The organism is Rheinheimera salexigens, assembly GCF_001752395.1.
Lineage (GTDB): Bacteria > Pseudomonadota > Gammaproteobacteria > Enterobacterales > Alteromonadaceae > Alishewanella > Alishewanella salexigens.
Genome location: NZ_MKEK01000001.1, coordinates 3,262,813 through 3,288,203, shown reverse-complemented (window position 1 = coordinate 3,288,203; position 25,391 = coordinate 3,262,813). Strand labels below are relative to the sequence as shown.

Below are 25,391 nucleotides of genomic sequence, written 5' to 3'. Positions count from 1 at the left end.
TCGGCAATGTGTTCGTTAACAATAGTCACTCGGTATAGTCACTCGGACTGCTTCGGGTAAAAGTTCGCTATCAATACTTAGCGTTGGCCGTGTATGATACCTGTATTCTGTGCATGAACAAAGTGACAACGATAATAGGGGTGTTTAATGAGCAAAAATGACAATAATTTAATTTGGCTAGATCTTGAAATGACCGGTTTAGATCCTAAAACGGATGTAATTTTAGAAATTGCCACTATCGTCACTGACAGTCAATTGAATATTCTTGCTGAAGGGCCGATGTTTGCGATTAAGCAATCAGATCAAGTATTAGATAATATGAGTGAATGGTGTATTGAGCAGCACGGTAAAAGCGGCTTAACAGCGCGCTGTCGTGCCAGTACGGTTACTTTAGCTCAAGCAGAGCATCAGACCATCGCATTTTTGCAAGACTACGTTGCAGCGGGTAAGTCGCCAATGTGTGGCAACAGTATTGGCCAAGATCGCCGCTTTTTAGCCGAATATGCGCCAACTTTAGAAGCGTTTTTTCATTATCGAAATTTAGATGTCAGTACCATTAAAGAATTAGCAAAGCGGTGGAACCCTGAAGTATCAGCATTAGTGAAAAAATCGGGCAGTCATTTAGCATTGGATGATATTCGCGAGTCAATTGCTGAATTAGTAGTCTATCAGCAGCATTTTTTCAAATTAGCGTAAAAAACACTTGCATTAATAAGCTGGTTTTGTAAAATGCGCGCCATCAACACGTAATTACATTAGTTAATTACACTGTTCGATGCGAGTATAGCTCAGTTGGTAGAGCGCTACCTTGCCAAGGTCGAGGTCACGAGTTCGAATCTCGTTACTCGCTCCAAATTTACAACAAAAGCCGCTTATTAGCGGCTTTTGTTGTTTCTATTGCCCTTAGTATTTTTTTAATATTCTTTTTCCTATTCTTATTAGACATAAGTCTAAGTCTGCTAGGCACTGACTAATATTTCTCATAGAATACCTCACTTTTTGTTGTACTGAGAACACACATAATGTCTTTAGACCGGATCCGGCTTGCGTCGTTGCATAGTAAAGTTATGTCTGCTGAACTTGCAGCCGATATGATAGAAGATGGTATGACCGTTGGTATGAGTGGTTTTACCCGTGCAGGTGAAGCGAAAGCTGTGCCACAAGCCTTAGCCATTAAAGCGTTAACGACCCCGATGAAAATCACCTTAATGACCGGTGCTTCATTAGGTAACGATTTAGATAAGCAGATGACCGAAGCCGGTATGTTAGCGCGGCGGATGCCTTTTCAAGTTGATAGCACCTTACGTAAAGCCATTAATGATGGCAAAGTCATGTTTATTGACCAGCATTTATCAGAAACGGTAGAACAATTACGTAATCATCAGTTAAGAATGCCGGATGTGGCGGTTATTGAGGCCGTTGCTATTACCGAACATGGCCACATAGTGCCTACCACCTCAGTGGGTAATTCCGCTAGCTTTGCTATATTCGCCCAAAAAGTGATTATTGAAATTAATCTTGGCCAAAATCCAAATTTAGAAGGCTTGCATGATATTTATATTCCAAGCTATCGGCCAACTCGAACGCCAGTACCCTTAGTAAAAGTGGATGACCGCATTGGTAGCACGGCTATTCCAATTGATCCGGCTAAAATAGTCGCCATAGTGTTTACCAACAAAACCGACTCACCATCTACCGTGACTGAACCAGATAGCGATACTCAAGCTATTGCTAATCATTTAGTGGCGTTTTTAGAGCAAGAAGTATTGGATGGTCGTTTGCCGAAGAATCTTGGCCCATTACAAGCCGGTATTGGTAATATTGCTAACTCAGTGATGACAGGATTAATAGCATCCTCGTTTGAAAATTTAACCATGTATTCTGAAGTATTGCAGGATTCTACCTTTGATTTAATTGATGCCGGTAAATTAGATTTCGCTTCTGGCAGTTCTATTACGTTATCCGAGCGGCGTAATAAAGATGTATTTGGTAACTTAGACAAATATAAAAATAAGCTAGTATTACGGCCTCAAGAAATTTCTAACCATCCTGAGTTAGTGCGTCGTTTAGGGATTATTGCTGTTAATACGGCGTTAGAGTTTGATTTATACGGCAATATTAACTCAACCCATGTTTGCGGTACTAGAATGATGAATGGTATTGGTGGCTCGGGTGACTTTGCTCGTAACGCGCATTTAGCTATCTTTGTTACTAAATCGATAGCTAAAGCTGGTTCAATTTCTAGTGTCGTGCCTATGGTTAGCCATGTTGATCATACTGAGCATGATGTTGATATCTTAGTAACTGAACAAGGTCTAGCTGACTTACGAGGGTTAGCGCCACGCGAGCGGGCTATTCAAGTGATTAACCATTGTGTACACCCAAGCTATCGTGAAGCATTATTAGATTACTATAATCGTGCCTGCGAAAAAGGTGGCCATACGCCACACTTATTGGCAGAGGCATTGTCTTGGCATCAGCGCTTAGATGAAACCGGCAGCATGCTAATTAACTAAGCAAGCTGAATAAACAAAAAGGTTTTGTATGTTAGCTTCGCCCTGCGTCAGAAATTGCTGCTTAGATCAGCAAGATTGTTGTCTTGGTTGTGGTCGGTTATTAACCGAGATCACCGGCTGGGCAACGGCGAGCGAGCAACAACAGCAGCAGATTTTAACGGCTGCTAAACAGCGTAGAGATGCGCGACAAGCTGAGCTTAAGCGTCTCGAGGCAAACCTTTTTCGATAATACGTACTAAGCGTGCTGTCTGGCGCGGGATCAATGAGTCTTGCTGCCAGCCTTTACGCTTTTGCTGCTGTAATGCCCATTGAATATGCTCAGCCACTAAGGGTGTCGCATCGGTTAATTGCTGTTGTAACACGGCAATAATATCAGCACTATAAGGTGCGTTACCTAAAGCAACGGCTATATTTCTCTGCCAACGCTGGTGGCCAATCCGCCGAATAGCACTGCCTTCGGTGTTACGTAAAAACACCGATTCTGGCCAAGCAAATAAAGACAGTAAAGACTGATCTTGCCAGTGTTCACGGCGTTGAAAATCGGTTTCAGTACTAAGTGGTGCTTGGCGGTTTTCAGGACAAACTAATTGGCAATCATCGCAACCATAAATACGGTTACCTATTAATGGCCGGAACTCTTCGGGTATGGCTTCTTTTAGCTCTATGGTTAAATAAGAAATACAGCGCCGAGCATCTACAATATAAGGGGCAACAATAGCGCCGGTAGGGCAGGTGGTAATACAAGCCACGCAATGGCCGCAGTCACCTTGATGTGGTGGGTCCACTGGCAAAGGAATGTCGACTAGCAATTCACCCAGAAAAAACCACGAGCCATGATCTGAGTTTAAAAGCAGACTATGTTTACCTATCCAGCCTAAGCCTGCTTTTTGGGCCAGTGGACGTTCTAATATGGGTGCAGAGTCGACAAAAGGCCTAAAGCCTAAAGTGGTCACCTGTTGTTTAATTTTATCGCCTAATTGTTTAAGCCGATTACGCATGAGCTTATGATAATCACGGCCCAGCGCATAGCGGCTGATATAAGCTAGATTAGGATCCGCTAAGTTAGTGGCAAAAGCGGCAGTGGTAGGTAAGTAGTTTAATCGAACACTTAATACCCGTAGCGTGCCAGGATGGAGTTCCGCTGGGCGGGCGCGCATCATGCCATGGCTGGCCATATAGTCCATTTCGCCATGGTAACCAGCATCTAACCAACGTTGTAGGTGTGGTTCAGCTTCGGATAAGTCGACATCGGTTATACCCAATTCGGCAAAGCCAAGTTCTTTGGCCCACTGTTTTATTTGCAGAGCTAATTGTGGGTAATCAATGTTCATCATTTATGCCAAAAGTGAGCGCCTAAAGAATAGCGCTACTTAATTTAACATAAATGCTAACATGGCGACTAGTGATGATGGAACTAAGACCAGTTTAGATAGTCTGAGCTAAGTTGCGGTTTTACTGGCTGTAATAGCGGTTAATTTGTTAATATACCAGCGCTATTTACCATTAACAGAGAGTATAAGTCGTGGCAGTATTTTACGCTGAGCTAAAAGATGAAACAGCAACGCTACAATTAGCGGCTAAAATTGCCAACTATGTTCGTGGTGGCCAAACCGTATTTTTACAAGGACCATTGGGCGCAGGTAAAACTACCTTTAGTCGAGGTGTATTACAGGCTTTAGGCCATAAAGGTAATGTTAAAAGTCCTACCTATACCTTAGTTGAGCCTTACCAATTGCCAGAGTTAGCTGTTTATCATTTTGATTTATACCGGCTAATGGACGCTGAAGAGTTAGAGTTTATGGGCATTCGTGACTATTTTCGTCCTGATAGCCTATGCTTAATTGAATGGCCTGAACGCGGCCATGGCTGTTTACCTGAGCCCGATCTCGACATACACTTAATCTATGCTGATCAACAGCGTTGTGTTGAAATACGCGCGGCAACACCAGCCGGTAACACGATAGTAAATGCGCTAAATAATAATGAATAATAATGAAAAACAATAAAAATATATTCAGAACACTCTTTATCTTCTGCTACCTGTTGGCGGCATGGCCACTTTTTGCTGCTAATCAAGTGCAGGGTATTCGTATTTGGCCATCACCGGATAATACTCGGGTGGTGTTTGATCTTAAAGAAGCGGCTGAGCATAATAGCTTTAGTTTAGATAAACCTGACCGCTTAGTCATTGATTTACGTGACACTAGTGGCGGTAGCCAATTACCCAATATAACCGGAGAGTCGGCGCTGATTAAAGCCATTCGCAGTAGCGGCGATAACAATAGTATGCGTATTGTGCTAGACCTGAGCAAAAACAGTCAAGCTAATGTGTTTACCTTGCCACCGACTGCACCCTATGGCCATCGCCTAGTGGTCGATTTACCCGATAAACTGCCAGAACAATTTATCCCGCCACCGGCTATTCGTGCTGCGCGAGATATTATTATTGCCATTGACGCCGGCCATGGCGGTGAAGACCCGGGCTCCATTGGTCCTAGCGGTTATTACGAAAAAAATATTACCTTACCTTTAGCTAAACGGTTGCTGGCGTTAATTAATGCCCAAGCGGGCATGAAAGCCATGTTAGTGCGAACTAATGATTATTATGTCCATGTTAATCGCCGTACTGAAATAGCCCGAGGGCAACAAGCCGATTTATTAATTTCAATTCATGCTGATGCTTTTACCTCACCACAACCCCGAGGTGCTTCTGTTTGGGTGTTATCACTTAGGCGCGCAACGACTGAAGTGGGTCGGATGTTAGAGCAAACAGAACGTCATTCCGAATTATTAGGCGGTGTGGCCGAAATTATTAAAGATTCGGCTAATGAGCGTTATTTAGCCCAAACGGTATTAGATTTATCGATGAATCATTCGATGACGACAGCGCATCAAGTGGCGAATCAAGTATTGCAGGAATTAGAAAAAGTCGCCTATCTGCATAAGTCTAAGCCACAGGCTGCTAGTCTAGGCGTGTTAAAATCTCCAGATATTCCGTCTATTTTAGTCGAAGTGGGTTTTATATCTAACCCACAAGAAGAAAAGCAATTACGCTCAGCGAATCATCAACACAAGTTAGCTCAAGCCATGTTTAAAGCGGTCAAACGCCACTTTGAACAGGCACCTCCTGCAGATTCATTATTTGCTTTACATCGAGCCCGACAACATAAAGTCAGCGCAGGCGAATCATTGTCTGTGCTGGCGCAACGTTATCAAGTGTCGGTGGCTGATTTACGCCAACATAATCAGCTAAGCAACGATAGTATTCGTGTTGGTCAGGTGTTACGGATCCCATAAACATGTCTATCCAAATCTTATCACCGCAGCTTGCTAACCAAATTGCTGCCGGTGAGGTAGTGGAGCGGCCCGCTTCTGTGGTTAAAGAGTTGGTTGAAAACAGCCTTGATGCTGGCGCTTTACATATCGAAATTGATATTGAAAAAGGCGGCAGTAAGCTTATTCGGGTGCGCGATAACGGCAGTGGTATTGCAGAGCATGAATTAGTGCTGGCGTTAAGTCGACATGCCACCAGTAAAATAACTGAATTAGATGATTTAGAAGCCATTAGCAGCTTAGGCTTTCGTGGCGAAGCTTTAGCGAGTATAAGCTCTGTATCACGTTTAACCTTAACCTCACGTACTGAGCAGCAAACGGCCGCATGGCAAGCCAGTGCAGCAGGTCGAGATATGGACGTGGATATTCGCCCAGCGGCCCATCCGGTCGGCACCAGCATTGAAGTAGTGGATTTATTTTTTAATACTCCCGCCAGACGTAAATTTTTACGCACCGATAAAACCGAATTTGGCCATATTGACGAGCTGATCAAGCGCTTAGCGTTAAGTCGCTACGATGTCGGCTGGGTATTAACCCATAATGGCCAGCGCATACGGCAATTAAAGCCGGCACTGACGCCAGAGCAAAGACAGCAACGAGTGGCCGCGTTATGTAGTAAAGCATTTGCTGAGTATGCAGCTGAAATTGAAAATAGTTATCAGGGTATAAAACTGTGGGGCTGGATATTGCATCCAGATGCGTGTCAGCCACAACTAAATTGCCAATATAGCTATGTTAATGGCCGTATGATGCGGGATAAATTGCTTAACCATGCTATTCGTCAAGCGTATGGTGAGCGGTTAACTGACGATAAAGTACCGGCTTTTGTGTTGTATTTAGAAATAGATCCACGCCAAGTCGATGTCAACGTGCATCCAGCTAAACATGAAGTGCGTTTTCATCAATCACGCTTAATCCATGATTTTGTGGTGTCAGCATTAGCGGATGCATTAAGGCAGATAGCGCCACAAGAGCAGCTCATTGTAGAGCAAACAATACAGCAAACAGCACAGAATAGTAGTTATGTTGCAGGTATAAATACAGATGAAAATGGGTTTGCAAACAGACACCAAGAGGCGCAAGAGTCGCTAAACGCTGCGAGTGGTTATGCTTTACCACAATCTCATTCACCCCAGCGACCTCAATCTAGCGGATCTGGCGCTTCTGCATCTCGCCCGTCTGCCGCTTTTTCATCATCGGGTATGCCTACCTATGCTAAAGCACGACCGGCTATTGCCCAGTTGCAGCAGCAACAACAATATTTAAGCGCTACAGCTGAAGTGGCAACAGCAGCTGTAGCCGCTATAGCGCAACCAATTATTGCTGATAATCGTTATTGGTTGCGCCAACATCAAGGCCAAATATTTATTATAGATTTAGTCACCACTTTAAGTAATGAGCAGGTATTAAGTTCAGCGAAAACGGCTAATTTACTATTGCCTTTACGTTTTAATATTAGCGACAACCAAATTGCAGTATTAACAGCTAACGCTACGGCCATTAAGCAATGCGGTTTTGATAGCGTTATTGCCGATAAATTGCTTATTGTTAAAGCCGTACCTGTGTGGTTAAGACACACTAATATTAGCCAATGGCTACCTGACTTTTTACAGCAGCTAATAAATAATGACAAAACCGTAGGCTATAATTTGTTGACGATACTACTTGTTGAGGCTAATTGGCTTGATGCTGCAGTACTGATAGATAGCTTTTATGCACAATTGAATACACCTGAACAGTGGCATGCTGTGCCATTACAACTGCAAAGCAGTTTAGCCCTGTTAGCTAAGCGTGAAATATGACGGCCACTAATACGAGAACTATTACTAAAAGTATGACTTCGGATAACACTCCAAAGAGCTCAACAGATAGCGCTAAAGATAACATTAATAAAAATAATGTTATCTTTTTAATGGGGCCAACGGCTTCGGGCAAAACGGCATTGGCTTCAGCATTATGCCAACAATTACCCATTGAACTGATTAGTGTGGATAGCGCGCTGGTGTATCGCGGCATGGATATTGGCACGGCTAAGCCCACTGCGGCTGAGTTAAAACAGGCTCCACATTTTTTAATTGATATTTTAGACCCTGCCCAAAGCTATTCTGCGGCAGATTTCCGTCAAGATGCGTTGCAATTAATTGCAGGAATACAACATCGTGGTAACATTCCGCTATTGGTCGGCGGTACTATGTTGTACTTTAAAGCCTTGTTAGAAGGTATCTCACCATTACCCGAAGCTAATGCCGCTATTAGGCAACAATTAGAACAAGAAGCCGCCGAGAAAGGTTGGCAGCAATTGCATGCGGAACTGGGCCAAATAGATCCAGTTGCTGCAGCACGTATTCATGCTAATGATCCGCAGCGAATTAATCGTGCGCTGGAAGTGTTTCGTATCACTGGGCGCACCATGACAGAATTAACTGCAGACAAAGGGGAACCTTTACCTTTTTCTGTACACCAATTTGCTATCGCGCCGACTGATCGTGCTTTGTTGCATCAGCGTATAGCATTAAGGTTTGAACAAATGCTAGCAGATGGCTTTGCAGCTGAAGTAAGTACGTTAATGCAAAGAGCAGATTTGCATCTAGATTTACCGTCGATGCGTTGTGTCGGATATCGACAAATGTGGCAGCATTTAAGCGGTGACTGTAGTGAGGCGGAGATGAAAGAGCGCGGTATAGCGGCAACGCGACAATTGGCTAAACGGCAATTAACTTGGTTAAGAAGTTGGCCTAATTTACAGCGTTTAGCCAGCGAGCAGGATATGGCAAAAAATATTCAGGCAGTGTTATCGACACTAAGCTAAACTTTAAATTAATTTAACAACATAATTTAACAACTTAATTAGTTTTTACAACTTGAATTAAAAAAACTCATACCAATATATGACATACTAATAATAAAAGGAAAGCGGCACATGGCAAAGGGCCAATCATTACAAGATCCATTTTTAAACACCTTAAGACGGGAGCGCATTCCTGTTTCAATTTATTTGGTGAATGGAATTAAATTACAAGGTCAAATCGAGTCATTTGATCAGTTCGTTATTTTGTTAAAAAACACTGTGAGTCAAATGGTATATAAACATGCCATTTCAACAGTGGTACCAGCACGTGCGGTAAATACCTCTATGCATCACGGTACAACACAAGATGACGAAGAGGATTCAGAATAATCGTCAGGAGTTGTTTGCTTGTCTGATACTAGCGTAAATCTGGAACAAGCGATCCTTGTCCATGTGAATTTCCCCCAGCAGCATAATAGTGAGGATTTAACCGAGCTAAAGCTGTTGGTGTCTTCTGCCGGTGTTCAGGCGTTACAGACGGTTACTCTTAACCGCAGCGCGCCTGATTCGAAACATTTTGTCGGTTCAGGTAAAGCCGCCGAAATTGCCGACTTGGTTGAACAAACACAAGCTAATCTTGTGGTGTTTAATCATGCCTTAACGCCTGCTCAAACCCGTAATCTAGAGCGCTTATGTCAAGCGCGAGTAATAGACCGTACTACCCTTATTTTAGATATTTTTGCGCAACGAGCCCGAACTTACGAAGGTAAGTTACAAGTCGAATTAGCACAGCTAGAGCACTTAGCATCACGACTAGTCCGGGGCTGGGATGGCTTAGATAGGCAAAAGGGCGGTATTGGTATGCGCGGACCTGGTGAAGCGCAGCTAGAAACCGATCGTCGTTTATTGCGAGTGCGGGTGAAAGCCTTGCAAGCAAAATTAGAAAAGCTAACAGTACAGCGGGAGCAAAGTCGTCGAGCAAGACAAAAAGCGGCGACACCGGTTATATCGTTAGTCGGTTACACCAACGCAGGTAAGTCGAGTTTATTTAATCGAATGACAGACTCTGAAGTGTATGCCGCTGATCAATTATTTGCGACGCTTGACCCTACGTTACGTCAATTAAACTTACCCATGGTGGGCGGCGTAGTGCTGGCTGATACGGTCGGTTTTATTCGGCATTTGCCGCATAATTTAGTCGCCGCATTTAAATCCACTTTGCAGGAAACCCGTGAAGCAGATTTACAATTACATATTGTTGATGCGGCAGATCCGCGAAAAACCGATAATATGCAACAAGTGGCTGCGGTATTAGAAGAAATTGGCGCCGATCAAATTGTCCAGCTAACCGTGTATAATAAAATTGATCTATTGGATCAAGCACCACGGATTGAATATAACGAATACAATTTGCCCATAGCAGTGTATGTTTCAGCTAATACTGGCCAAGGCATTGATCTGCTAATCAAAGCTATAACGCAGCTATTGTCGCAAACCCATTTATATCTTAAATTATCATTGCCACCAGAGCAGTCTGCATGGCGCGCACGCTGTTATGAACAGCATTGTGTACAAGAAGAATATTTTGATGATGAGGGTAATTGCCATTTAAGACTAAGCATTGCTGACCCAGTTTGGCAGCGCTGGTTAAAGCAAAGCCAAGGGCAATTACAAAACTATGTCGTCAGCTCTACAGATATTTGATAGAGTAACCCTTAACTAGTAACTTTTAACGGAGTACAGCATGGCTTGGAATGAGCCGGGTAACAATGGTAAAAATAACGATCCTTGGAAACAAGGTGGTCGTGACCAGGGCCCACCAGATTTAGATGAAGTGTTTCGCAACTTTGGTAAAAAGTTTGGCGGAATATTTGGCGGCGGAAAATCGTCAAATAATAATGGCTCAGGCGGTGCTTTTGCGGCCTTAATATTAATCGTGATTGTCGCTGCTATTGTCTGGGCACTTAGTGGTTTTTATACCGTTAAGGAATCAGAGCGCGGTATCGTATTGCGCTTTGGCCAATACCATAGTGAAGTGGATCCGGGTATTCATTGGAACCCCACTTTTATTGATCAGATAATTCCAGTTGATATCACTAGCGTACGTTCATTACGTACTGATGGTTTTATGCTGACTCAAGATCAAAACTTAGTACGGGTGACGTTTGAAGTTCAGTATCGGGTATTTAACCCACGCCAGTATAAGTTCTCGGTAGTGGATGCCGATAGCAGTTTACATGAAGCGACAGATGCTGCCTTACGTTATGTTATTGGTCATTCTATTATGGATGACGTATTAACACGGGGCCGTGAAGTCGTTAGGCAAAACACCCGCGAAGAGCTAGAGTCGGTTATAGAACCTTATAAACTAGGTTTAGCCTTAGTTGATGTGAACTTCCGTGACGCCAGACCACCAGAAGAAGTGCGAGACGCTTTTGATGATGCGATTAAGGCTCAAGAAGACCAAGAACGTTTTATCAAAGAAGCTGAAGCCTATGCACTTGAAATAGAGCCTCGTGCTCGTGGTCAAGTAAACCGGATCATGCAAGAAGCAGATGCCTATAAACAGCAAATTGTGTTAAAGGCTCAAGGTGAAGTCGCGCGGTTTGAAAAACTATTACCAGAATACGTGGCAGCACCAAAAGTGACACGAGATCGGATGTATATCGAAACGATGGAATACGTGTATAGCAACACTTCTAAGGTAATGGTTGATGTTAAGAACGGCAATAACATTATGTATTTGCCACTTGATAAAATGATCAACTCATCATCTTCTGCGACACGTGATAGTAATTCATCGGGCGGCATGCCGTTAGTTCCACCACGTAGTAGCTCTGATAATCAAGCAGCACAAGATCGTAAAGAGCCATTACGCAGCTCATCAACACGCAGTAGTGGTCGGGGGTAAATGATGAGAAACTTATTAATAGCCATAATAGCGGTTGCAGTATTTATATTGATTTCGGCACTGTTTGTTATACCTGAAGGTGAACGCGGTATTGTTATCCAATTTGGTAAAATCCAGCGTGATGATGCACAACAAGTGGTTGTGTATGAGCCAGGTTTACACTTAAAAATACCATTTATTGAAACGGTGCGTAAACTTGATGCAAGGATCCAAACCCTAGATGACGCAGCTGACCGCTTCGTTACAGCTGAGAAGAAAGACTTATTAGTCGATAGTTATGTCAAATGGCGGATTAAAGACTTTGGAGCTTACTTCCTTTCAACTGGCGGTAACAAAGCTCAAGCTGAAGTATTGTTAAAGCAATATATCAATAACGGTTTACGGACTGAATTTGGTGCGCGTACCATTCAAGAAATTGTTTCTGGTGAGCGTACGCAATTAATGGAACGGGCATTGCAGCAAGCTGGTCAAGCAGCTAAAGAGCTAGGTATAGGCGTGGTTGATGTGCGAGTTAAGCAAATTAACTTACCGCAAGAAGTTAGTAGCTCTATCTTTGCGCGCATGGAAGCCGAGCGGCATGCTGTTGCCCGTGAACATCGTTCTAAAGGTCGTGAAAAAGCTGAAATAATTCGAGCTGACGTTGACGCTCGGGTGACGGTAATGGTCGCGGATGCTGAGCGTAACTCGCGTACTGTTCGCGGTGAAGGTGATGCTTTAGCGGCAAGAGTGTATGCTGATGCTTACAATAAGAATGCTGAGTTCTTTTCTTTTGTCCGTAGTATGGAAGCCTATCGTAATAGCTTTAACAGTAAAGACGATATCTTAGTTGTTCAGCCAGATAATGATTTCTTTAAATATATGAAATCAGATAAAGTGCAAAACTAACAACTAGCAATAGAATTAAAAGGCCCGCAAGGGCCTTTTTTATAGCAAAAAAAGGGTGGCAGCATGTATCAACACTTTTATCAGCGCTTTTTACAGGCGAATCAAGGCAAGCAACACTTTGCTTGTCATTCTCATCATTACTGGCCAGATGTCACGCGTGACGCTATGCTGGAGTATTGGGATGATAGCGCACGCTTAGTGGATGATAAATGGCGTTATATCTTCAATGATAAACTGCCAGAAACCCAACATTTAATTGCTGATATTCTGCAGTTACCGCAACCAGAACAACTGGTATTTGCGCCTAATACTCATGAATTAGTGATGCGGTTATTAAGTTGCTTTGATTTACGTAAACCGTTAAAAATTTTAAGCACCGACAGTGAATTTCATAGCTTTAGTCGCCAAGTTAAACGGTTGGCCGAATACGATAATGTGCAACTCGACAGTATAGCGACTGAACCCTTTGCCAGTTTTGAACAACGTTTTATTCAAGCGGCTGGGGCTGAGCAATACGATATGATATTTGTTAGCCAGGTATTTTTTAATTCTGGTTATGCCATTACCGATCTTGCCAAATTTGTTCAGCAGTTGGCAGCGCAGAGCCAAGCTATGATTGTGATTGATGGCTATCACGGGTTTATGGCCATACCGACAGACTTATCTAGTATTGCAGAGCGGGTATTTTATGTTGCCGGTAGTTATAAGTATGCCCAAGCTGGCGAAGGCTGTTGTTTTATGGCCGTACCGCTCAGTAGCGAGCATCGGCCATTGTACACTGGCTGGTTTGCTGAATTTGGTACCTTAGCGGCCGAGAGGTCAGCAACGGCTTTATATAGTGAGGATGGCTTTAGGTTTGCTGGCTCAACCATGGACTTTAGTGCTTTGTATCGCCTCAATGCAGTGTTACGTTTGTTTAAGCAACAGGGCATCACTGTGGGCCGGAGTCATCATTATGTTCAAGCCTTACAACAGAGCTTTTTACAAAAGTTAGACCAGGTAGCGCACGAGCAACTTAATCGGCATAATTTGCTGCAACACGATTTAAGCCATCATGGTCACTTTCTGACTTTTCGTTTAAACAGCACTGCCGAAGCAGCAGAATTGGCGGCACAACTGAAACGGGCTGGGGTAGAAACGGATTATCGTGGTGAAAGAATACGGTTTGGCTTTGGTCTGTACCATAATAGTGCTGATTATGATCTAAGTTGCCTAAGTTAAAGCTATTAAATCTCTATGTATATTAGGTGCTTGCTAAATTTATAGCTTTATTTCATCTTGATGGCTGAAACTTTGCAAACGATTTGGTAGAATTCTCACCTAATTTTTTCCATGATGTAGGAACCATGGCCAAAAACGTTGTAGTGCTCGGCACCCAATGGGGTGACGAAGGAAAAGGTAAAATCGTTGACTTACTAACAGAGAAAGCTAGTTATGTGGTGCGCTATCAAGGCGGTCACAATGCTGGTCACACTTTAGTCATTGACGGTGAAAAAACTGTATTGCATTTGATCCCATCAGGTATTTTGCGCGCAAACGTAAAATGTGTGATTGGTAATGGTGTTGTGCTGTCGCCAGAAGCTTTTTTAACCGAGATGACGATGTTAGAGCAACGAGGCATCCCAGTTAAAGAACGTTTACTACTTAGCGAAGCGTGCCCTTTGATCCTGCCATTTCATGTTGAGTTGGATAAAGCGCGTGAGATTGCTCGTGGTGACAAGCCAATTGGTACTACCGGTCGCGGTATAGGCCCAGCCTATGAAGATAAAGTTGCCCGCCGTGGTTTACGCGTTGGCGATTTATTTAACCCAGAGCGATTTGCTAAAAAACTGAAAGAAGTGATGGAGTTACATAACTTTACCCTTACTCAGTTTTATAAAGTACCGGCTGTTGATTATCAAAAAACCTTAGACGATGCTTTAGCGATTGCTGATATCTTAAAACCGTTGATTGTTGACGTGACTGATCTGCTAGATCGGGCGCGTTTAGCCGGGAAAGAGATCATGTTTGAAGGCGCCCAAGGCACCTTGTTAGATATTGATCACGGTACTTACCCTTATGTTACTTCGTCTAACACTACCGCAGGTGGTGTAGCGACAGGTACGGGCTTTGGTCCACGTCATCTAGATTATATTCTAGGTATCGTTAAAGCCTATACCACACGCGTAGGTGAAGGCCCATTTCCAACGGAACTAACCTGTGCAGCTGGCGAACACTTAGGCGTTAAAGGCCATGAGTTTGGTGCGACAACAGGTCGTAAACGTCGTACCGGTTGGTTTGATGCAGTAGCGGTCAAGCGTGCAGTGCAGCTTAATAGTATTTCAGGTTTTTGCTTAACCAAACTAGATGTCTTAGATGGTTTGGACAGTATTAAAATCTGTATTGGCTATAAAGATGCAGCAGGTAACATCAGCGATGTGCCACCTTTAGCAGCTGAATGCTACGATGCGGTGACACCGGTGTATGAAGAGATGCCTGGTTGGACCGACGTTACCTATGGTGTGCAACAAGTTGAAAAACTACCTGCAGCAGCCCGTAGTTATATTGCCCGCTTAGAGCAATTAACCGGCGTACCGATTGATATTGTTTCAACCGGGCCAGATCGTAATGAAACCATAGTGTTGCGTCATCCATTTGACTCGTAACATTCGCCTTACAAGGCAATATAAAAATAACGCTGCCATTTGGTAGCGTTTTTTTTTATGATGAAGCGGCAATTCTATAATTGGAGCTTAAAATGAAAGGGCTAATTGGTTTCTTCACGCTAGTGTTACTGGTTGGTTGTGGTGGCGGTGGTAGTATGAGCAATGGTAGTGGTGGTGCTGCTATTGCCGTGTGTCAGCAAAATAATGTTAATGCCAAAATACTTTGCGCCTTACAAAAAAATTATTTGTGGTACAAAGACTTACCTGCAAATATTAACCCTACTGCGTATAGCAGCCCTGAAGCAATGCTAGAAGCAATAAAAGCCCCGCAAGATCGCTATAGCTTTATTACTACTGAGCAAGAATATTATGATCGCTATGTCAATGCGACATTTTTTGGCTATGGCTTTGGCAACCGACCTAATGAAGAGAATAACGCTTATATCGTCAGTTATGTATATACCGATGGCTCTGCAGCAGTTAATGGATTACGTCGTGGCGATAAAATCATTGAAATTGAGGGCGTCAGTGTCGCGGAATGGTTGCAGCGCTTAGCGGCTGGCACCGCCACTAATGATGATATTTTTGGTGAGAACAAAGATGGTGTAATGCGCCAGTTTGTTTGGCAAAAGCCTAACGGAGACATTATCACCGCCGATTTTATTAAAGGCAATGTCACTACCAATACCGTATTGCATCGTGAAGTGCGGGTTCGTGGCGATAACCGTATTGGTTATTTAGTTTTTAATAGCTTTATTGAGTTATCTGAAACCGAACTAGAGCAAGCTTTTACCTTTTTTAAACAGCAAAATGTTAACGAAATTGTGCTCGATTTACGTTATAACGGCGGCGGCTTAATTCGGGTAGCCAATCAATTAGCCTCGCATATTGCTATGCCGAGTGTGCTTAACCAAACATTTATTAAATATCAGTATAATGACAAAAATAACAATAAAAATTCTACTACTTTGTTTTCATTAGGCCGAGGCAATACTACGTTAAATTTACCTAGAGTGGTGGTACTCACTACAGCAGGCAGTTGCTCGTCTAGTGAGTTAGTGATCAACTCCTTGGCGCCGTTTATAGATGTAGTACAAATCGGCGATACTACCTGTGGTAAGCCGGTCGGCCAACAGCCAGAAATTATTAGCGGTTATGTATTATTTGCGATTAATTTTCAAACCGTGAATGCCTTGGATCAAGGCGCGTATTTTGATGGCCTAGTGCCTAACTGCCGGGTAGATGACGAGGTCGTCGGTGATTGGGGTGTCAATGACGATCCATTATTGGCCGAAGCCTTATATTATTTAGATAACGAACAATGCAGTGCAGCCGGTGCCGCCCAAGCTTTTACTACTTTTAGCGCGATGCCTAATCAAGGTTTAACCCCAGTAAATGCGCCTATTGTTGGTTTGCCAGCTCAATTTGGTAATGAGCACTAAGTTTCAAATAAGGTTTTAAAACAGGGTTTAAATACGGCTAAGTGCTGTGATAGGATAAATAATCGTTAGATAAGACGATAAAAAAATACTATCACAGCAATAAAGATACTGTAGAATAACCCAGATTGGCCGATAACAGGTGATGTCGCAATTTTTAGGCGTTGTCATGATTAAACCGCGTATTATATTTCTATTATCACTGCTAGTCGCACCCATTTTTGCTTGTAGCCAAGAGCTAGAAGCAGTGCAATTATACTCTCAAGATGAATTATTAGGTTTAATTCGCACCAATAGCCATTTACAACGGGTACGCCAAGACGATTGCCAATTAGTGAAAGATATTGAAGCACGAGCGGATATTATGCAGCTACCTGCTTATCAATATTTATATGGTGACATGTTAGCGTATGCGGTGTGTGTACCACGTAATGTGGAGCGAGGCTGGGACTTAATGTTACAGTCTGCTGGACAGGGTTTGCCTGAGGGTTTAGAGCAGGTAGGTCGTTATTATCATCTTGGCCACTTTGTGCAGCCAGACCTTGATAAAGCCATTATCTACTTACGTGAAGCTTCGGCATTAGGTAATGTAAAAGCCCAATTACGTTTAGCTAAATTGCTGGCATCAGGTCAAGGAAGTCCAGTCGATTTTGAGCAAAGTTATCGTTGGTTGCATTATGCTGTGACGGCGGATGCACAACAACATAAACAAATTAAACAAACATTAGCAGCGTTAGCAAATAAAATGCCTGCTGGCGTAGTCGCTAGAGCAAAGCGACCCATAAAATGACCAATACAAGGATCGGTTAAAAGACCGGTTTAATGAATAGATACGCAATATTGCGTATCACTGTTACACTTAACCTAATTTAGGAAGACAAAGATACTTTAATGACGGTAAATGATCCGCATCTTGCGCGAGAGCAGGAAAAATATGAAAATCCCATCCCTAGTCGTGAATTTATTCTGCAACATATTGAAAAACGTAATGAACCAGCCTATTTCGATGAATTAGTCCAAGAGCTAGGTTTAGTTGACGACGATGCTATTTTCGCCTTAAAAAAACGACTACGTGCCATGGAGCGCGATGGCCAGCTTATCTACACCCGAAACCGCCGCTATGGTTTAGTCGATAATATGGATTTGGTAAAAGGTACAGTACTCGGTCACCGTGATGGTTTTGGCTTTTTAAAGCTAGACCAAGGTGGACCTGATTGGTTTTTACCCCAATTTGAAATGCGCCGGCTATTGCCCGGCGATAAAGTACTAGCAACAGCGCAAACAATTAAAAGTAAAGATAAAATAGAAGCTAGGGTTGTGCGTATTTTAGAAGCACGCTCAGAACCGGTGGTTGGCCGCTATTTTAAAGATTTCGCCTTAGGTGTCGTTGTGCCTGAAGACCCGCGTATTACTCAAGATATTGTGATACCTGATGGTGAACAAGGCGCGGCTCGCCATGGTCAAGTCGTCTTAGTCGAAATGACGCAACGGCCTTCCAAACGGGTTAATGCCATTGGTCGTATTACTGAAGTGTTAGGTGAGCATTTAGCACCTGGCATGGAAATTGAAGTGGCTATTCGTAACCATCAAATCCCGCATGAATTTTCTAATGCCGTGCTTGAGCAAGTTGCGGTGTATGGTGAAGAAGTATCAGAGCAAGCTAAACAAGGTCGGGTAGATTTAACCAAGCTTGGTTTAATTACCATTGATGGTGAAGATGCTCGAGATTTTGATGACGCTGTATACGCTGAATCCAGAAAAGACGGGGGCTGGCGGTTATACGTTGCCATTGCTGACGTCAGTGCTTATGTGCAACCCAATACTGCTTTAGATGACAGTGCGTTAGAACGTGGTAATTCAGTGTATTTTCCTGATCACGTAGTGCCAATGTTGCCAGAAGCGTTATCTAATGGCTTATGCTCTTTAAATCCTCATGTTGATCGATTATGTTTAGTCGCCGATATGAAGATCAGTGCCAGTGGTGAATTAGAAAGCTATCAGTTTTATCAAGCTGTAATGAATTCTAGTGCTCGTTTAACCTATAACCGGGTACATAAAATCATCCAAGGCGACGAAGAACTGCGCCAACAATATGCAGAGAACTTAAGTAATATTGAAGCCTTACAGCAGTTATATACCAAGTTAGCAGACGTTCGTACTAAACGTGGCGCGCTGGAATTTGATACTGTTGAAACACGCTTCATATTTAATAGTCATCGTAAAATTGAACAAATAGTGCCAGTGCATCGTGTCGAGTCACATAAGCTGATAGAAGAATGCATGATTATGGCTAACGTAGCAGCAGCACGCTTTATTGAAAAGCATGAAGCCCATGCCTTGTTCCGCGTTCACGAGCGGCCAGATGCTGACCGATTTGCTAACTTCCGCCGCTTTTTAGCTGAATTAGGTATTGAAGCTAATTTATCAGCCGAGCCAACACCATTAGAATTGACCCAAACTTTAGCCAGTCTGGGTGAAAGACCCGATCGTGAGCTGATTGAAACCACTATGTTGCGATCTATGAAGCAAGCGGTGTATCAAGGCGATAATCAAGGTCACTTTGGTTTGGCGTTGGAAGCGTATGCCCACTTTACTTCACCTATTCGGCGCTATCCTGATTTAGTTTTGCATCGCAGTATTAAATCGATTTTAGCTAAACAAGGTCAAAAGGTTACCGGTGCGCGTTATTATACCGAAGCAGAAATTGTGCCTTTAGGCGAGCAATGTTCCATGACAGAGCGTCGTGCCGATGATGCTACACGTGAAGTCGCTGATTGGCTAAAATGTGAATATATGCAAGATCACATCGGTGCAGAATTTGCTGGCGTGGTAGCAACGGTGACTAACTTTGGTTTATTTGTTCGCTTAACCGAGTTGTACATTGAAGGTTTAGTCCATATCTCGTCATTAAAAAACGATTACTACCATTTTGATGCCGAGCGCCAAGCTTTAATCGGCAAGCAAGGCAATAATAGCTATCGCATGGGTGATGTATTAAGCGTAAAAGTGGCAGCGGTAAATTTAGAAGCCCGCAAAATTGATTTAGTGTTAGCGGATGATGGTCAAGACGCATCGTCGAGAAAACCACGCAAAAGCAGTAAAAAAGCCAATGCTGCCAGCGCGACAAAATCTACTGACACGGCAAAGTCTGACAAAAAGCCAGCTAAAAAGCCTGCTAAAGCAAAAGGCGCACGTAATATAACGGCGTTGAAGAAAGCTAAGCCTAAATCTAAAGTGAAAAAGGCTAAAAAAACGCCTAAAGCTGATTGATATAACAATTTTAAATTTAAAATACAGTTTAACAGGTGATAAATGAGTGCAGATTTAGTATTTGGGATCCATGCGGTAGGCGCATTATTACAGCGTGCACCGCAAGACGTGCTTGAACTCTTTGTAATGAAAGATCGTGACGATAAACGCACTCAACCTTTAGTTCAGCAAGCGCGTGACAATGGTGTGTCAGTCCAGTTTTGTAATCGCAAGACTTTAGATGATTTAGTTAAAGGTCAGCACCAAGGTGTTGTGGCAAAAGCTCGGCCACAAAGTACCGGTAGCGAAGCTGATTTAGATGAAATTGTGGCCAAGCATGCCAAGCCATTTATTTTAATCTTAGATGGCGTAACCGATCCGCATAATTTAGGCGCCATTTTACGCAGCGCCGATGCGGCCGGTGTCCATGCCGTAGTTTCACCCAAAGATCGTTCAGTTAAACTGACATCTGTCGTACGTAAAGTGGCCTGCGGTGCCGCAGAAACCGTGCCTTTTATTACCGTAACCAACTTAGCGCGTACCTTACGCCAGTTACAAGATGCCGGTTTATGGATAGTGGGCACGGCAGGTGAAACTGACACCTTAGTTTATGATGCCGATCTTAAAGGCCCATTAGCCTTAGTATTAGGTGCTGAAGGCGATGGTTTACGCCGTTTAACCCGCGAAACCTGTGACAGCTTAGTTAAAATCCCCATGTTTGGCAGTGTATCTAGTTTAAACGTATCGGTTGCGGCCGGTATTTGTTTGTTCGAAGCCGTACGTCAACGCCAATAATTTCAGTCATTTACCCTACATTTTCAAGGGGTCAGAGTACTTGAAACTGCTTTTAGAGTTTCAAGTACTCTGACCCCTTGAAATGCTGCTTGTTATTTGACTACTAGGTGCGTATTATATGCGACCTTCGGCCATACACTATCGTTCCTTGCCTCTATGAGAACCACGGCCGAGTTCTTTGAGGCTTACTAACCGTAAGGAGCTACAATGCGTCATTACGAAATCGTTTTTATGGTTCACCCTGATCAGAGTGAACAAGTACCTGGCATGATCGAGCGCTACACTGGCGCGATCACTGAAGCGGGTGGTTCTATTCACCGTCTTGAAGATTGGGGCCGTCGTCAATTGGCTTACCCAATCCAAAAGTTACATAAAGCACACTATGTGTTAATGAACGTGGAAGCTCCACAAACTGTGATTGATGAGCTGGAAACTAACTTCCGCTATAACGACGCAGTATTACGTAACCTAATTATGCGCACTAATGATGCCGTAGTTGAGCCATCTCCAATGGCAAAGGTTCGTGACGAACGTCGTGAGCGTGCTCCTCGTGAAAATGACGAGCCGGTAGCAAACCAAGAGTAATATTTGTACATGGATAATTGCAGCGTGCTAGTTGGTAGCTTATGCCGTCAGCCAGATCACAGCGAAAGTCCAGCGGGAATTCCGCATTCAGTTTTAGTATTAGAGCATCGCAGTATGCAGCATGAAGCCGGCTTACAAAGGCAGGTTTATGTTCGGATACAAGTGGTTGCCACTGGCACTGAATTTCAACAAATAACTCGAAAATTAACGTTGGGTGATACGCTAAAAGTGACCGGTTTTTTAAGCCGTCATCAAAGCCGCAGTGGTCAAGCTAGATTGGTTCTGCACGCGCAACGCATTGAACAAATAAGTTAGGAGACAGACAAATGTCACGTTTTTTCCGTCGCCGTAAATTCTGCCGTTTTACTGCAGAAGGCACTGTAGAGATTGATTACAAAGATACCGCCGTTCTGAAAAACTATGTTACAGAAAGTGGCAAAATCGTACCTAGTCGTATTACTGGCACCAGCGCTAAGTATCAGCGTCAATTAGCTCGCGCTATCAAACGTGCACGCTACTTGGCTTTGCTGCCTTACAGCGACTCACACAGTTAATACGAAAGGGGTATAAGCAATGCAAATTATTCTATTAGACAAAGTCGCTAACCTAGGAAGTTTAGGTGATAACGTAGCGGTCAAGTCAGGTTATGCTCGTAACTTCTTATTCCCACAGGGAAAAGCAGTTCCAGCAACTAAAGTTAACCTTGAAAAGTTCGAACAGCGTCGTGCTGAATTTGAAGCTAAATTAGCTGCTGATTTAGTCGCTGCTAACGATCGCGCAACTAAACTTACTGAATTAGCAGAAGTGACTATCGCTTCTAAAGCTGGTGATGAAGGTAAATTGTTCGGTTCTATCGGTACTCGTGATATTGCAGAAGCAATCTCAGAAGCCGGTGTTAGTGTTACTAAAGCTGAAGTTAAATTACCAAACGGTACTTTACGTGAAACTGGCGAGTACGATATCGACGTTCAGTTACACGCAGAAGTAACAGCGACTATCAAATTAGTCGTTATTGCTGAAGCGTAAAAAGCTTTAAAGCGCACTGCATCTGTAGTGCGCTTCTTCTCTGCTCGTTCTAATACAAAAATATCCTCCACTTTACTTCTTATTCTGTGCTTAGCAGGGTAGCATTATGCTGTCTAATGCAAATTGATACAGGTGATATGAGTAGTCTAAAAGATAAACAAGTTGCTGCGGTTAAAATGCCGCCACATTCTATTGAAGCTGAGCAATCAGTGCTCGGTGGCTTAATGCTAGATAACGAAGCATGGGACCGAGTCGCTGAAAAAGTAGTAGAGCAAGATTTTTACTTACGCGCCCACCGCTTTATCTTTAATGCTATGTGGCGTTTGGCTGAGGCTAATCAACCCATAGATATTATTACCGTATCAGAATCGCTGGAAGCTAATCAAAAATTAGACGATGTCGGTGGCTTTGCTTATTTAGGCGAAATTGCAAAAAACACCCCTAGTGCTGCTAATATTTTGGCTTATGCCGTAATAGTACGCGAACGAGCGGTAGTGCGAGATATGATCTCTGTAGCACATGATATCGCTGATGCAGGTTATGATCCGCAAGGTCGCAATAGTGCGCAGTTGCTGGATTTTGCTGAAACTAAAGTGTTTAAAATAGCCGAGCAACGGGCTGATGCTAATGAAGGCCCAGAACCGATTAATAGCATTTTAGCTAAAACCATCGATAAAATTGATGAGCTGTTTCGTAATCCAAGTGATGGTGGCTTAACAGGTGTGTCTACCGGTTATGTTGACCTAGATAAAATGACTAATGGCTTACAACCTTCTGATTTAATAATTGTCGCAGCACGGCCATCAATGGGTAAAACCACTTTTGCCATGAACTTATGTGAGCATGCGGCGATTACCAGTGACAAACCGGTATTAATATTTAGTTTAGAGATGCCGTCAGAACAAATTATGATGCGTATTTTGGCGTCCCTAGGCCGTATCGATCAAACTAAGGTACGTACGGGGCAGTTAGAAGATGAAGACTGGGCGCGGCTATCGTCAGCGATAGAGCTATTAAATAGTAAAGGTAAAATGTATATCGACGATGCTTCTGGTTTAACCCCAACCGAAGTACGATCGCGTGCACGGCGTGTTGCTCGTGAGCACGGTGGTTTAAGTATGATTATGGTCGACTATTTACAGTTAATGACAGTGCCAGGCTTAAGCGAAAACCGGACCTTAGAAATTGCCGAAATCTCTCGCTCATTAAAAGCCTTAGCCAAAGAATTAAAAGTGCCGGTAGTGGCCTTATCTCAGCTTAACCGTTCACTAGAGCAACGCTCAGACAAACGGCCAATTAACTCTGATTTACGTGAGTCGGGTTCAATTGAGCAAGATGCGGACTTAATTATGTTTATCTACCGAGATGAAGTCTATAACGACGATAGTCCTGATAAGGGCACTGCAGAGATTATTATCGGTAAACAACGTAATGGGCCAATCGGCCGGATGCGCTTAACCTTCCATGGCCGTTTTTCCAGGTTTGATAACTACGCCGGTAGTACACGTTTTGAGGACGAATATTAATGCACCGCCAACCTCAGGTTCAAATTAATTTGCAGGCGTTACAGCATAACTATCTGCAACTGAAAAAATTAGCACCCAATAGTAAATTGTTAGCGTTGTTAAAAGCCGATGCTTATGGTCATGGCATGTTGGAAGTCGCCAGTGCTTTACCCGACGTGGATGCGTTTGGTGTCGCACGTCTTGATGAAGCGTTAGCATTGCGTACCGGTGGCATAGTCAAACCGATTGTTTTATTAGAAGGCTTTTTTCATGCCGACGAGTTAGAACAAGTGGTGGCATCTAATTTACAAATAGTGATTCACCATATTGATCAAGCTGAAGCGTTGTTGGCGGCCAATCTTTCCACACCAGTACCGGTTTGGTTAAAACTGGATACGGGCATGCATAGATTAGGTATTTTACCTTCAGACTATGTGGATGTGTATGAGCGCCTCATCGCAAGCGACAATGTGCAAGGGCCTATGCGTTTAATGACTCACTTTGCTAACTCAGATGATTTAACTAGCGATGCGACAGCGACTCAAATTGCCTTGTTCCAAAGCATTACCGTTGATTTAGTGGCAGAGCATTCATTAGCAAATTCGGCTGCGGTGTTAAGCCGGCCCGATACTCATGCGGATTGGGTAAGACCCGGTTTATTGCTCTATGGTGTTTCTCCGCTGCAAGGCCACACAGGGCGCGATCATAATTTACTACCGGTAATGAGCTTAGTCAGCAGTGTTATCGCCGTACGAGACGTTGCAGCTGGCGATGCGGTAGGGTATAGCGGTAGTTGGACTTCACCTAAGGCGACACGGGTGGCAGTAGTCGCTATGGGCTATGGCGATGGCTATCCGCGAGCGGCGGGTAATAAAGCCGAGGTATTAATTAATAATCAACGTTTTGCTGTTGTTGGCCGCGTGTCTATGGACATGATAACGGTAGATATTGGTGCTGCCGCGGTGCAAGTGGGTGATGAAGTCTTATTTTGGGGACCAAATTTGCCAGTTGAGTTGTTAGCTGAAAAAATTGGCACTATCCCATACGAGTTACTGTGCAACATAAGCAGCAGACGCCGAATAAAATTTAATTACGCCAATCAGACAGAGTAGTATTTGTTGCTAAAGATCCCTTGTTGCTAACCGTATTAGTTAGTAACAACGGATCATATTGATGGGTGTTTATTGTAGATTATTTATCAAAGCTAACTTCAATATGCACTTTGCCAAAATCAGAATCAAACGGCATCAGAATTTTTGCACCTTCCGATTTATGCGAAATAGTGTGGTCTTTCCCTGACACGACAACAGGTGTTGCCATGGTAAAATCATAACCTTTATCGGCCAATATACGCTTAGCACCGCCGGTAACCATATTGGTAATTTCACCCACCATATCAGTCACGTCTGAATTAATACCATCAGGGCGTTCGCCAAGCATTCTAAACATAACTTCAATTGCTAACGGGGCTTCAAACGTTATCGAAAACGAGCCTTTAATTTGCGGACTGATCATACCGATAAGGCCGGATACATCACCTCGCGCCACTTCATCTTTTTTGATTCGTGGTTTACCCGGAATAATCTTGGTGTTTGCCATAGTGCTAAGCACATTTACTAATGAGGACAGAAAAGGGTTAATAAATTCTACATTCATATCTTAGCCTAAGAGAAAGTCTATATTGAACCAGTAATACGCTAAAACCGCCCATTGC

The 25,391-nt window shown here is 43.3% G+C and carries 25 protein-coding genes and 1 tRNA gene; 24 read left to right on the top strand and 2 right to left on the bottom strand.

Translation table 11 applies throughout. The features are described 5' to 3' along the window. Window positions 1–147: 147 nt before the first annotated feature. The 4 genes from orn to BI198_RS15175 all read left to right on the top strand — a co-directional run bounded on the left by orn (window position 148) and on the right by BI198_RS15175 (window position 2,745). Window positions 148–696, top strand: coding sequence for an oligoribonuclease (orn, locus tag BI198_RS15190; protein WP_070050323.1), 549 nt, complete (start codon window positions 148–150; stop codon window positions 694–696). An 81-nt stretch (window positions 697–777) separates the two neighbouring features. After that, window positions 778–853, top strand: a tRNA-Gly gene (locus tag BI198_RS15185). 169 nt (window positions 854–1,022) lie between these two features. Then, entirely contained in the window at window positions 1,023–2,516 is a 1,494-nt protein-coding gene (locus BI198_RS15180) for an acetyl-CoA hydrolase/transferase family protein (protein ID WP_070050321.1), read from the top strand. A 28-nt stretch (window positions 2,517–2,544) separates the two neighbouring features. Then, window positions 2,545–2,745 (top strand): DUF1289 domain-containing protein, encoded by a 201-nt coding sequence (locus BI198_RS15175; RefSeq protein WP_070050319.1) that lies wholly within the window; start codon window positions 2,545–2,547, stop codon window positions 2,743–2,745. Here BI198_RS15175 and queG read toward each other — a convergent pair. Further along, window positions 2,714–3,847, bottom strand: coding sequence for a tRNA epoxyqueuosine(34) reductase QueG (gene queG / locus BI198_RS15170; RefSeq protein WP_201243667.1), 1,134 nt, complete (start codon window positions 3,845–3,847; stop codon window positions 2,714–2,716). The two genes, BI198_RS15175 and queG, sit on opposite strands and share 32 nt — an antisense overlap. 191 nt (window positions 3,848–4,038) lie before the next feature. On the opposite strand from queG, the gene tsaE reads away from it, so the two are divergent. From tsaE to alr, 20 genes are all read left to right on the top strand, one after another. Further along, window positions 4,039–4,506, top strand: coding sequence for a tRNA (adenosine(37)-N6)-threonylcarbamoyltransferase complex ATPase subunit type 1 TsaE (tsaE, locus tag BI198_RS15165; protein WP_070050316.1), 468 nt, complete (start codon window positions 4,039–4,041; stop codon window positions 4,504–4,506). Between the two features lie 2 nt (window positions 4,507–4,508). Beyond that, window positions 4,509–5,813, top strand: coding sequence for an N-acetylmuramoyl-L-alanine amidase (locus BI198_RS15160; RefSeq protein ID WP_070050314.1), 1,305 nt, complete (start codon window positions 4,509–4,511; stop codon window positions 5,811–5,813). A 2-nt stretch (window positions 5,814–5,815) separates the two neighbouring features. Next, window positions 5,816–7,651, top strand: coding sequence for a DNA mismatch repair endonuclease MutL (mutL, locus tag BI198_RS15155; RefSeq protein ID WP_070050313.1), 1,836 nt, complete (start codon window positions 5,816–5,818; stop codon window positions 7,649–7,651). Continuing rightward, window positions 7,648–8,658 carry a tRNA (adenosine(37)-N6)-dimethylallyltransferase MiaA gene (miaA, locus tag BI198_RS15150; RefSeq protein WP_235605356.1) on the top strand — a complete coding sequence of 337 codons (1,011 nt, stop codon included), beginning with the start codon at window positions 7,648–7,650 and terminating at the stop codon, window positions 8,656–8,658. Before mutL ends, miaA begins: the two co-directional genes overlap by 4 nt. A gap of 111 nt (window positions 8,659–8,769) precedes the next feature. Next, the gene (gene hfq / locus BI198_RS15145) at window positions 8,770–9,027 is read left to right on the top strand and encodes an RNA chaperone Hfq (protein ID WP_070050311.1); all 258 of its coding nucleotides are present in this window, start codon (window positions 8,770–8,772) and stop codon (window positions 9,025–9,027) included. Window positions 9,028–9,045: 18 nt separating this feature from the next. Next, window positions 9,046–10,341, top strand: coding sequence for a ribosome rescue GTPase HflX (gene hflX, locus BI198_RS15140; RefSeq protein WP_070050309.1), 1,296 nt, complete (start codon window positions 9,046–9,048; stop codon window positions 10,339–10,341). 40 nt (window positions 10,342–10,381) lie between these two features. Next, window positions 10,382–11,548 carry an FtsH protease activity modulator HflK gene (gene hflK, locus BI198_RS15135; protein ID WP_070050307.1) on the top strand — a complete coding sequence of 389 codons (1,167 nt, stop codon included), beginning with the start codon at window positions 10,382–10,384 and terminating at the stop codon, window positions 11,546–11,548. 3 nt (window positions 11,549–11,551) lie between these two features. After that, window positions 11,552–12,433 carry a protease modulator HflC gene (hflC, locus tag BI198_RS15130; protein WP_070050964.1) on the top strand — a complete coding sequence of 294 codons (882 nt, stop codon included), beginning with the start codon at window positions 11,552–11,554 and terminating at the stop codon, window positions 12,431–12,433. A 63-nt stretch (window positions 12,434–12,496) separates the two neighbouring features. Then, the gene (locus BI198_RS15125) at window positions 12,497–13,654 is read left to right on the top strand and encodes an aminotransferase class V-fold PLP-dependent enzyme (protein ID WP_070050305.1); all 1,158 of its coding nucleotides are present in this window, start codon (window positions 12,497–12,499) and stop codon (window positions 13,652–13,654) included. A gap of 125 nt (window positions 13,655–13,779) precedes the next feature. Continuing rightward, a complete protein-coding gene (locus BI198_RS15120; RefSeq protein WP_070050304.1) occupies window positions 13,780–15,078 on the top strand; it encodes an adenylosuccinate synthase in 1,299 nt (432 codons plus the stop codon). Window positions 15,079–15,170: 92 nt separating this feature from the next. After that, the gene (locus tag BI198_RS15115) at window positions 15,171–16,520 is read left to right on the top strand and encodes a S41 family peptidase (RefSeq protein WP_070050302.1); all 1,350 of its coding nucleotides are present in this window, start codon (window positions 15,171–15,173) and stop codon (window positions 16,518–16,520) included. A gap of 166 nt (window positions 16,521–16,686) precedes the next feature. Continuing rightward, entirely contained in the window at window positions 16,687–17,307 is a 621-nt protein-coding gene (locus tag BI198_RS15110; RefSeq protein WP_070050300.1) for a tetratricopeptide repeat protein, read from the top strand. Window positions 17,308–17,408: 101 nt separating this feature from the next. Beyond that, window positions 17,409–19,787, top strand: a complete 2,379-nt coding sequence (gene rnr / locus BI198_RS15105; protein ID WP_070050299.1) for a ribonuclease R — start codon at window positions 17,409–17,411, stop codon at window positions 19,785–19,787. Window positions 19,788–19,829: 42 nt separating this feature from the next. After that, on the top strand, window positions 19,830–20,561 hold the full coding sequence (gene rlmB, locus BI198_RS15100; protein ID WP_070050297.1) for a 23S rRNA (guanosine(2251)-2'-O)-methyltransferase RlmB: 732 nt from the start codon (window positions 19,830–19,832) through the stop codon (window positions 20,559–20,561). Between the two features lie 207 nt (window positions 20,562–20,768). Further along, window positions 20,769–21,146: a 30S ribosomal protein S6 gene (rpsF, locus tag BI198_RS15095; RefSeq protein WP_070050294.1), complete on the top strand. Its 378-nt coding sequence runs from the start codon at window positions 20,769–20,771 to the stop codon at window positions 21,144–21,146. Window positions 21,147–21,155: 9 nt separating this feature from the next. Further along, the gene (gene priB / locus BI198_RS15090) at window positions 21,156–21,461 is read left to right on the top strand and encodes a primosomal replication protein N (RefSeq protein ID WP_070050293.1); all 306 of its coding nucleotides are present in this window, start codon (window positions 21,156–21,158) and stop codon (window positions 21,459–21,461) included. Window positions 21,462–21,472: 11 nt separating this feature from the next. Then, window positions 21,473–21,700, top strand: coding sequence for a 30S ribosomal protein S18 (gene rpsR, locus BI198_RS15085; RefSeq protein ID WP_070050292.1), 228 nt, complete (start codon window positions 21,473–21,475; stop codon window positions 21,698–21,700). 19 nt (window positions 21,701–21,719) lie between these two features. Continuing rightward, on the top strand, window positions 21,720–22,172 hold the full coding sequence (gene rplI / locus BI198_RS15080; protein WP_070050291.1) for a 50S ribosomal protein L9: 453 nt from the start codon (window positions 21,720–21,722) through the stop codon (window positions 22,170–22,172). Between the two features lie 116 nt (window positions 22,173–22,288). Further along, the gene (gene dnaB, locus BI198_RS15075) at window positions 22,289–23,698 is read left to right on the top strand and encodes a replicative DNA helicase (RefSeq protein ID WP_201243530.1); all 1,410 of its coding nucleotides are present in this window, start codon (window positions 22,289–22,291) and stop codon (window positions 23,696–23,698) included. Beyond that, entirely contained in the window at window positions 23,698–24,789 is a 1,092-nt protein-coding gene (alr, locus tag BI198_RS15070) for an alanine racemase (RefSeq protein ID WP_070050290.1), read from the top strand. Before dnaB ends, alr begins: the two co-directional genes overlap by 1 nt. A 79-nt stretch (window positions 24,790–24,868) precedes the next feature. Here alr and BI198_RS15065 read toward each other — a convergent pair whose 3' ends face one another. After that, window positions 24,869–25,333, bottom strand: a complete 465-nt coding sequence (locus BI198_RS15065) for a chemotaxis protein CheX (protein ID WP_070050289.1) — start codon at window positions 25,331–25,333, stop codon at window positions 24,869–24,871. Between the last annotated feature and the right edge of the window lie 58 nt (window positions 25,334–25,391).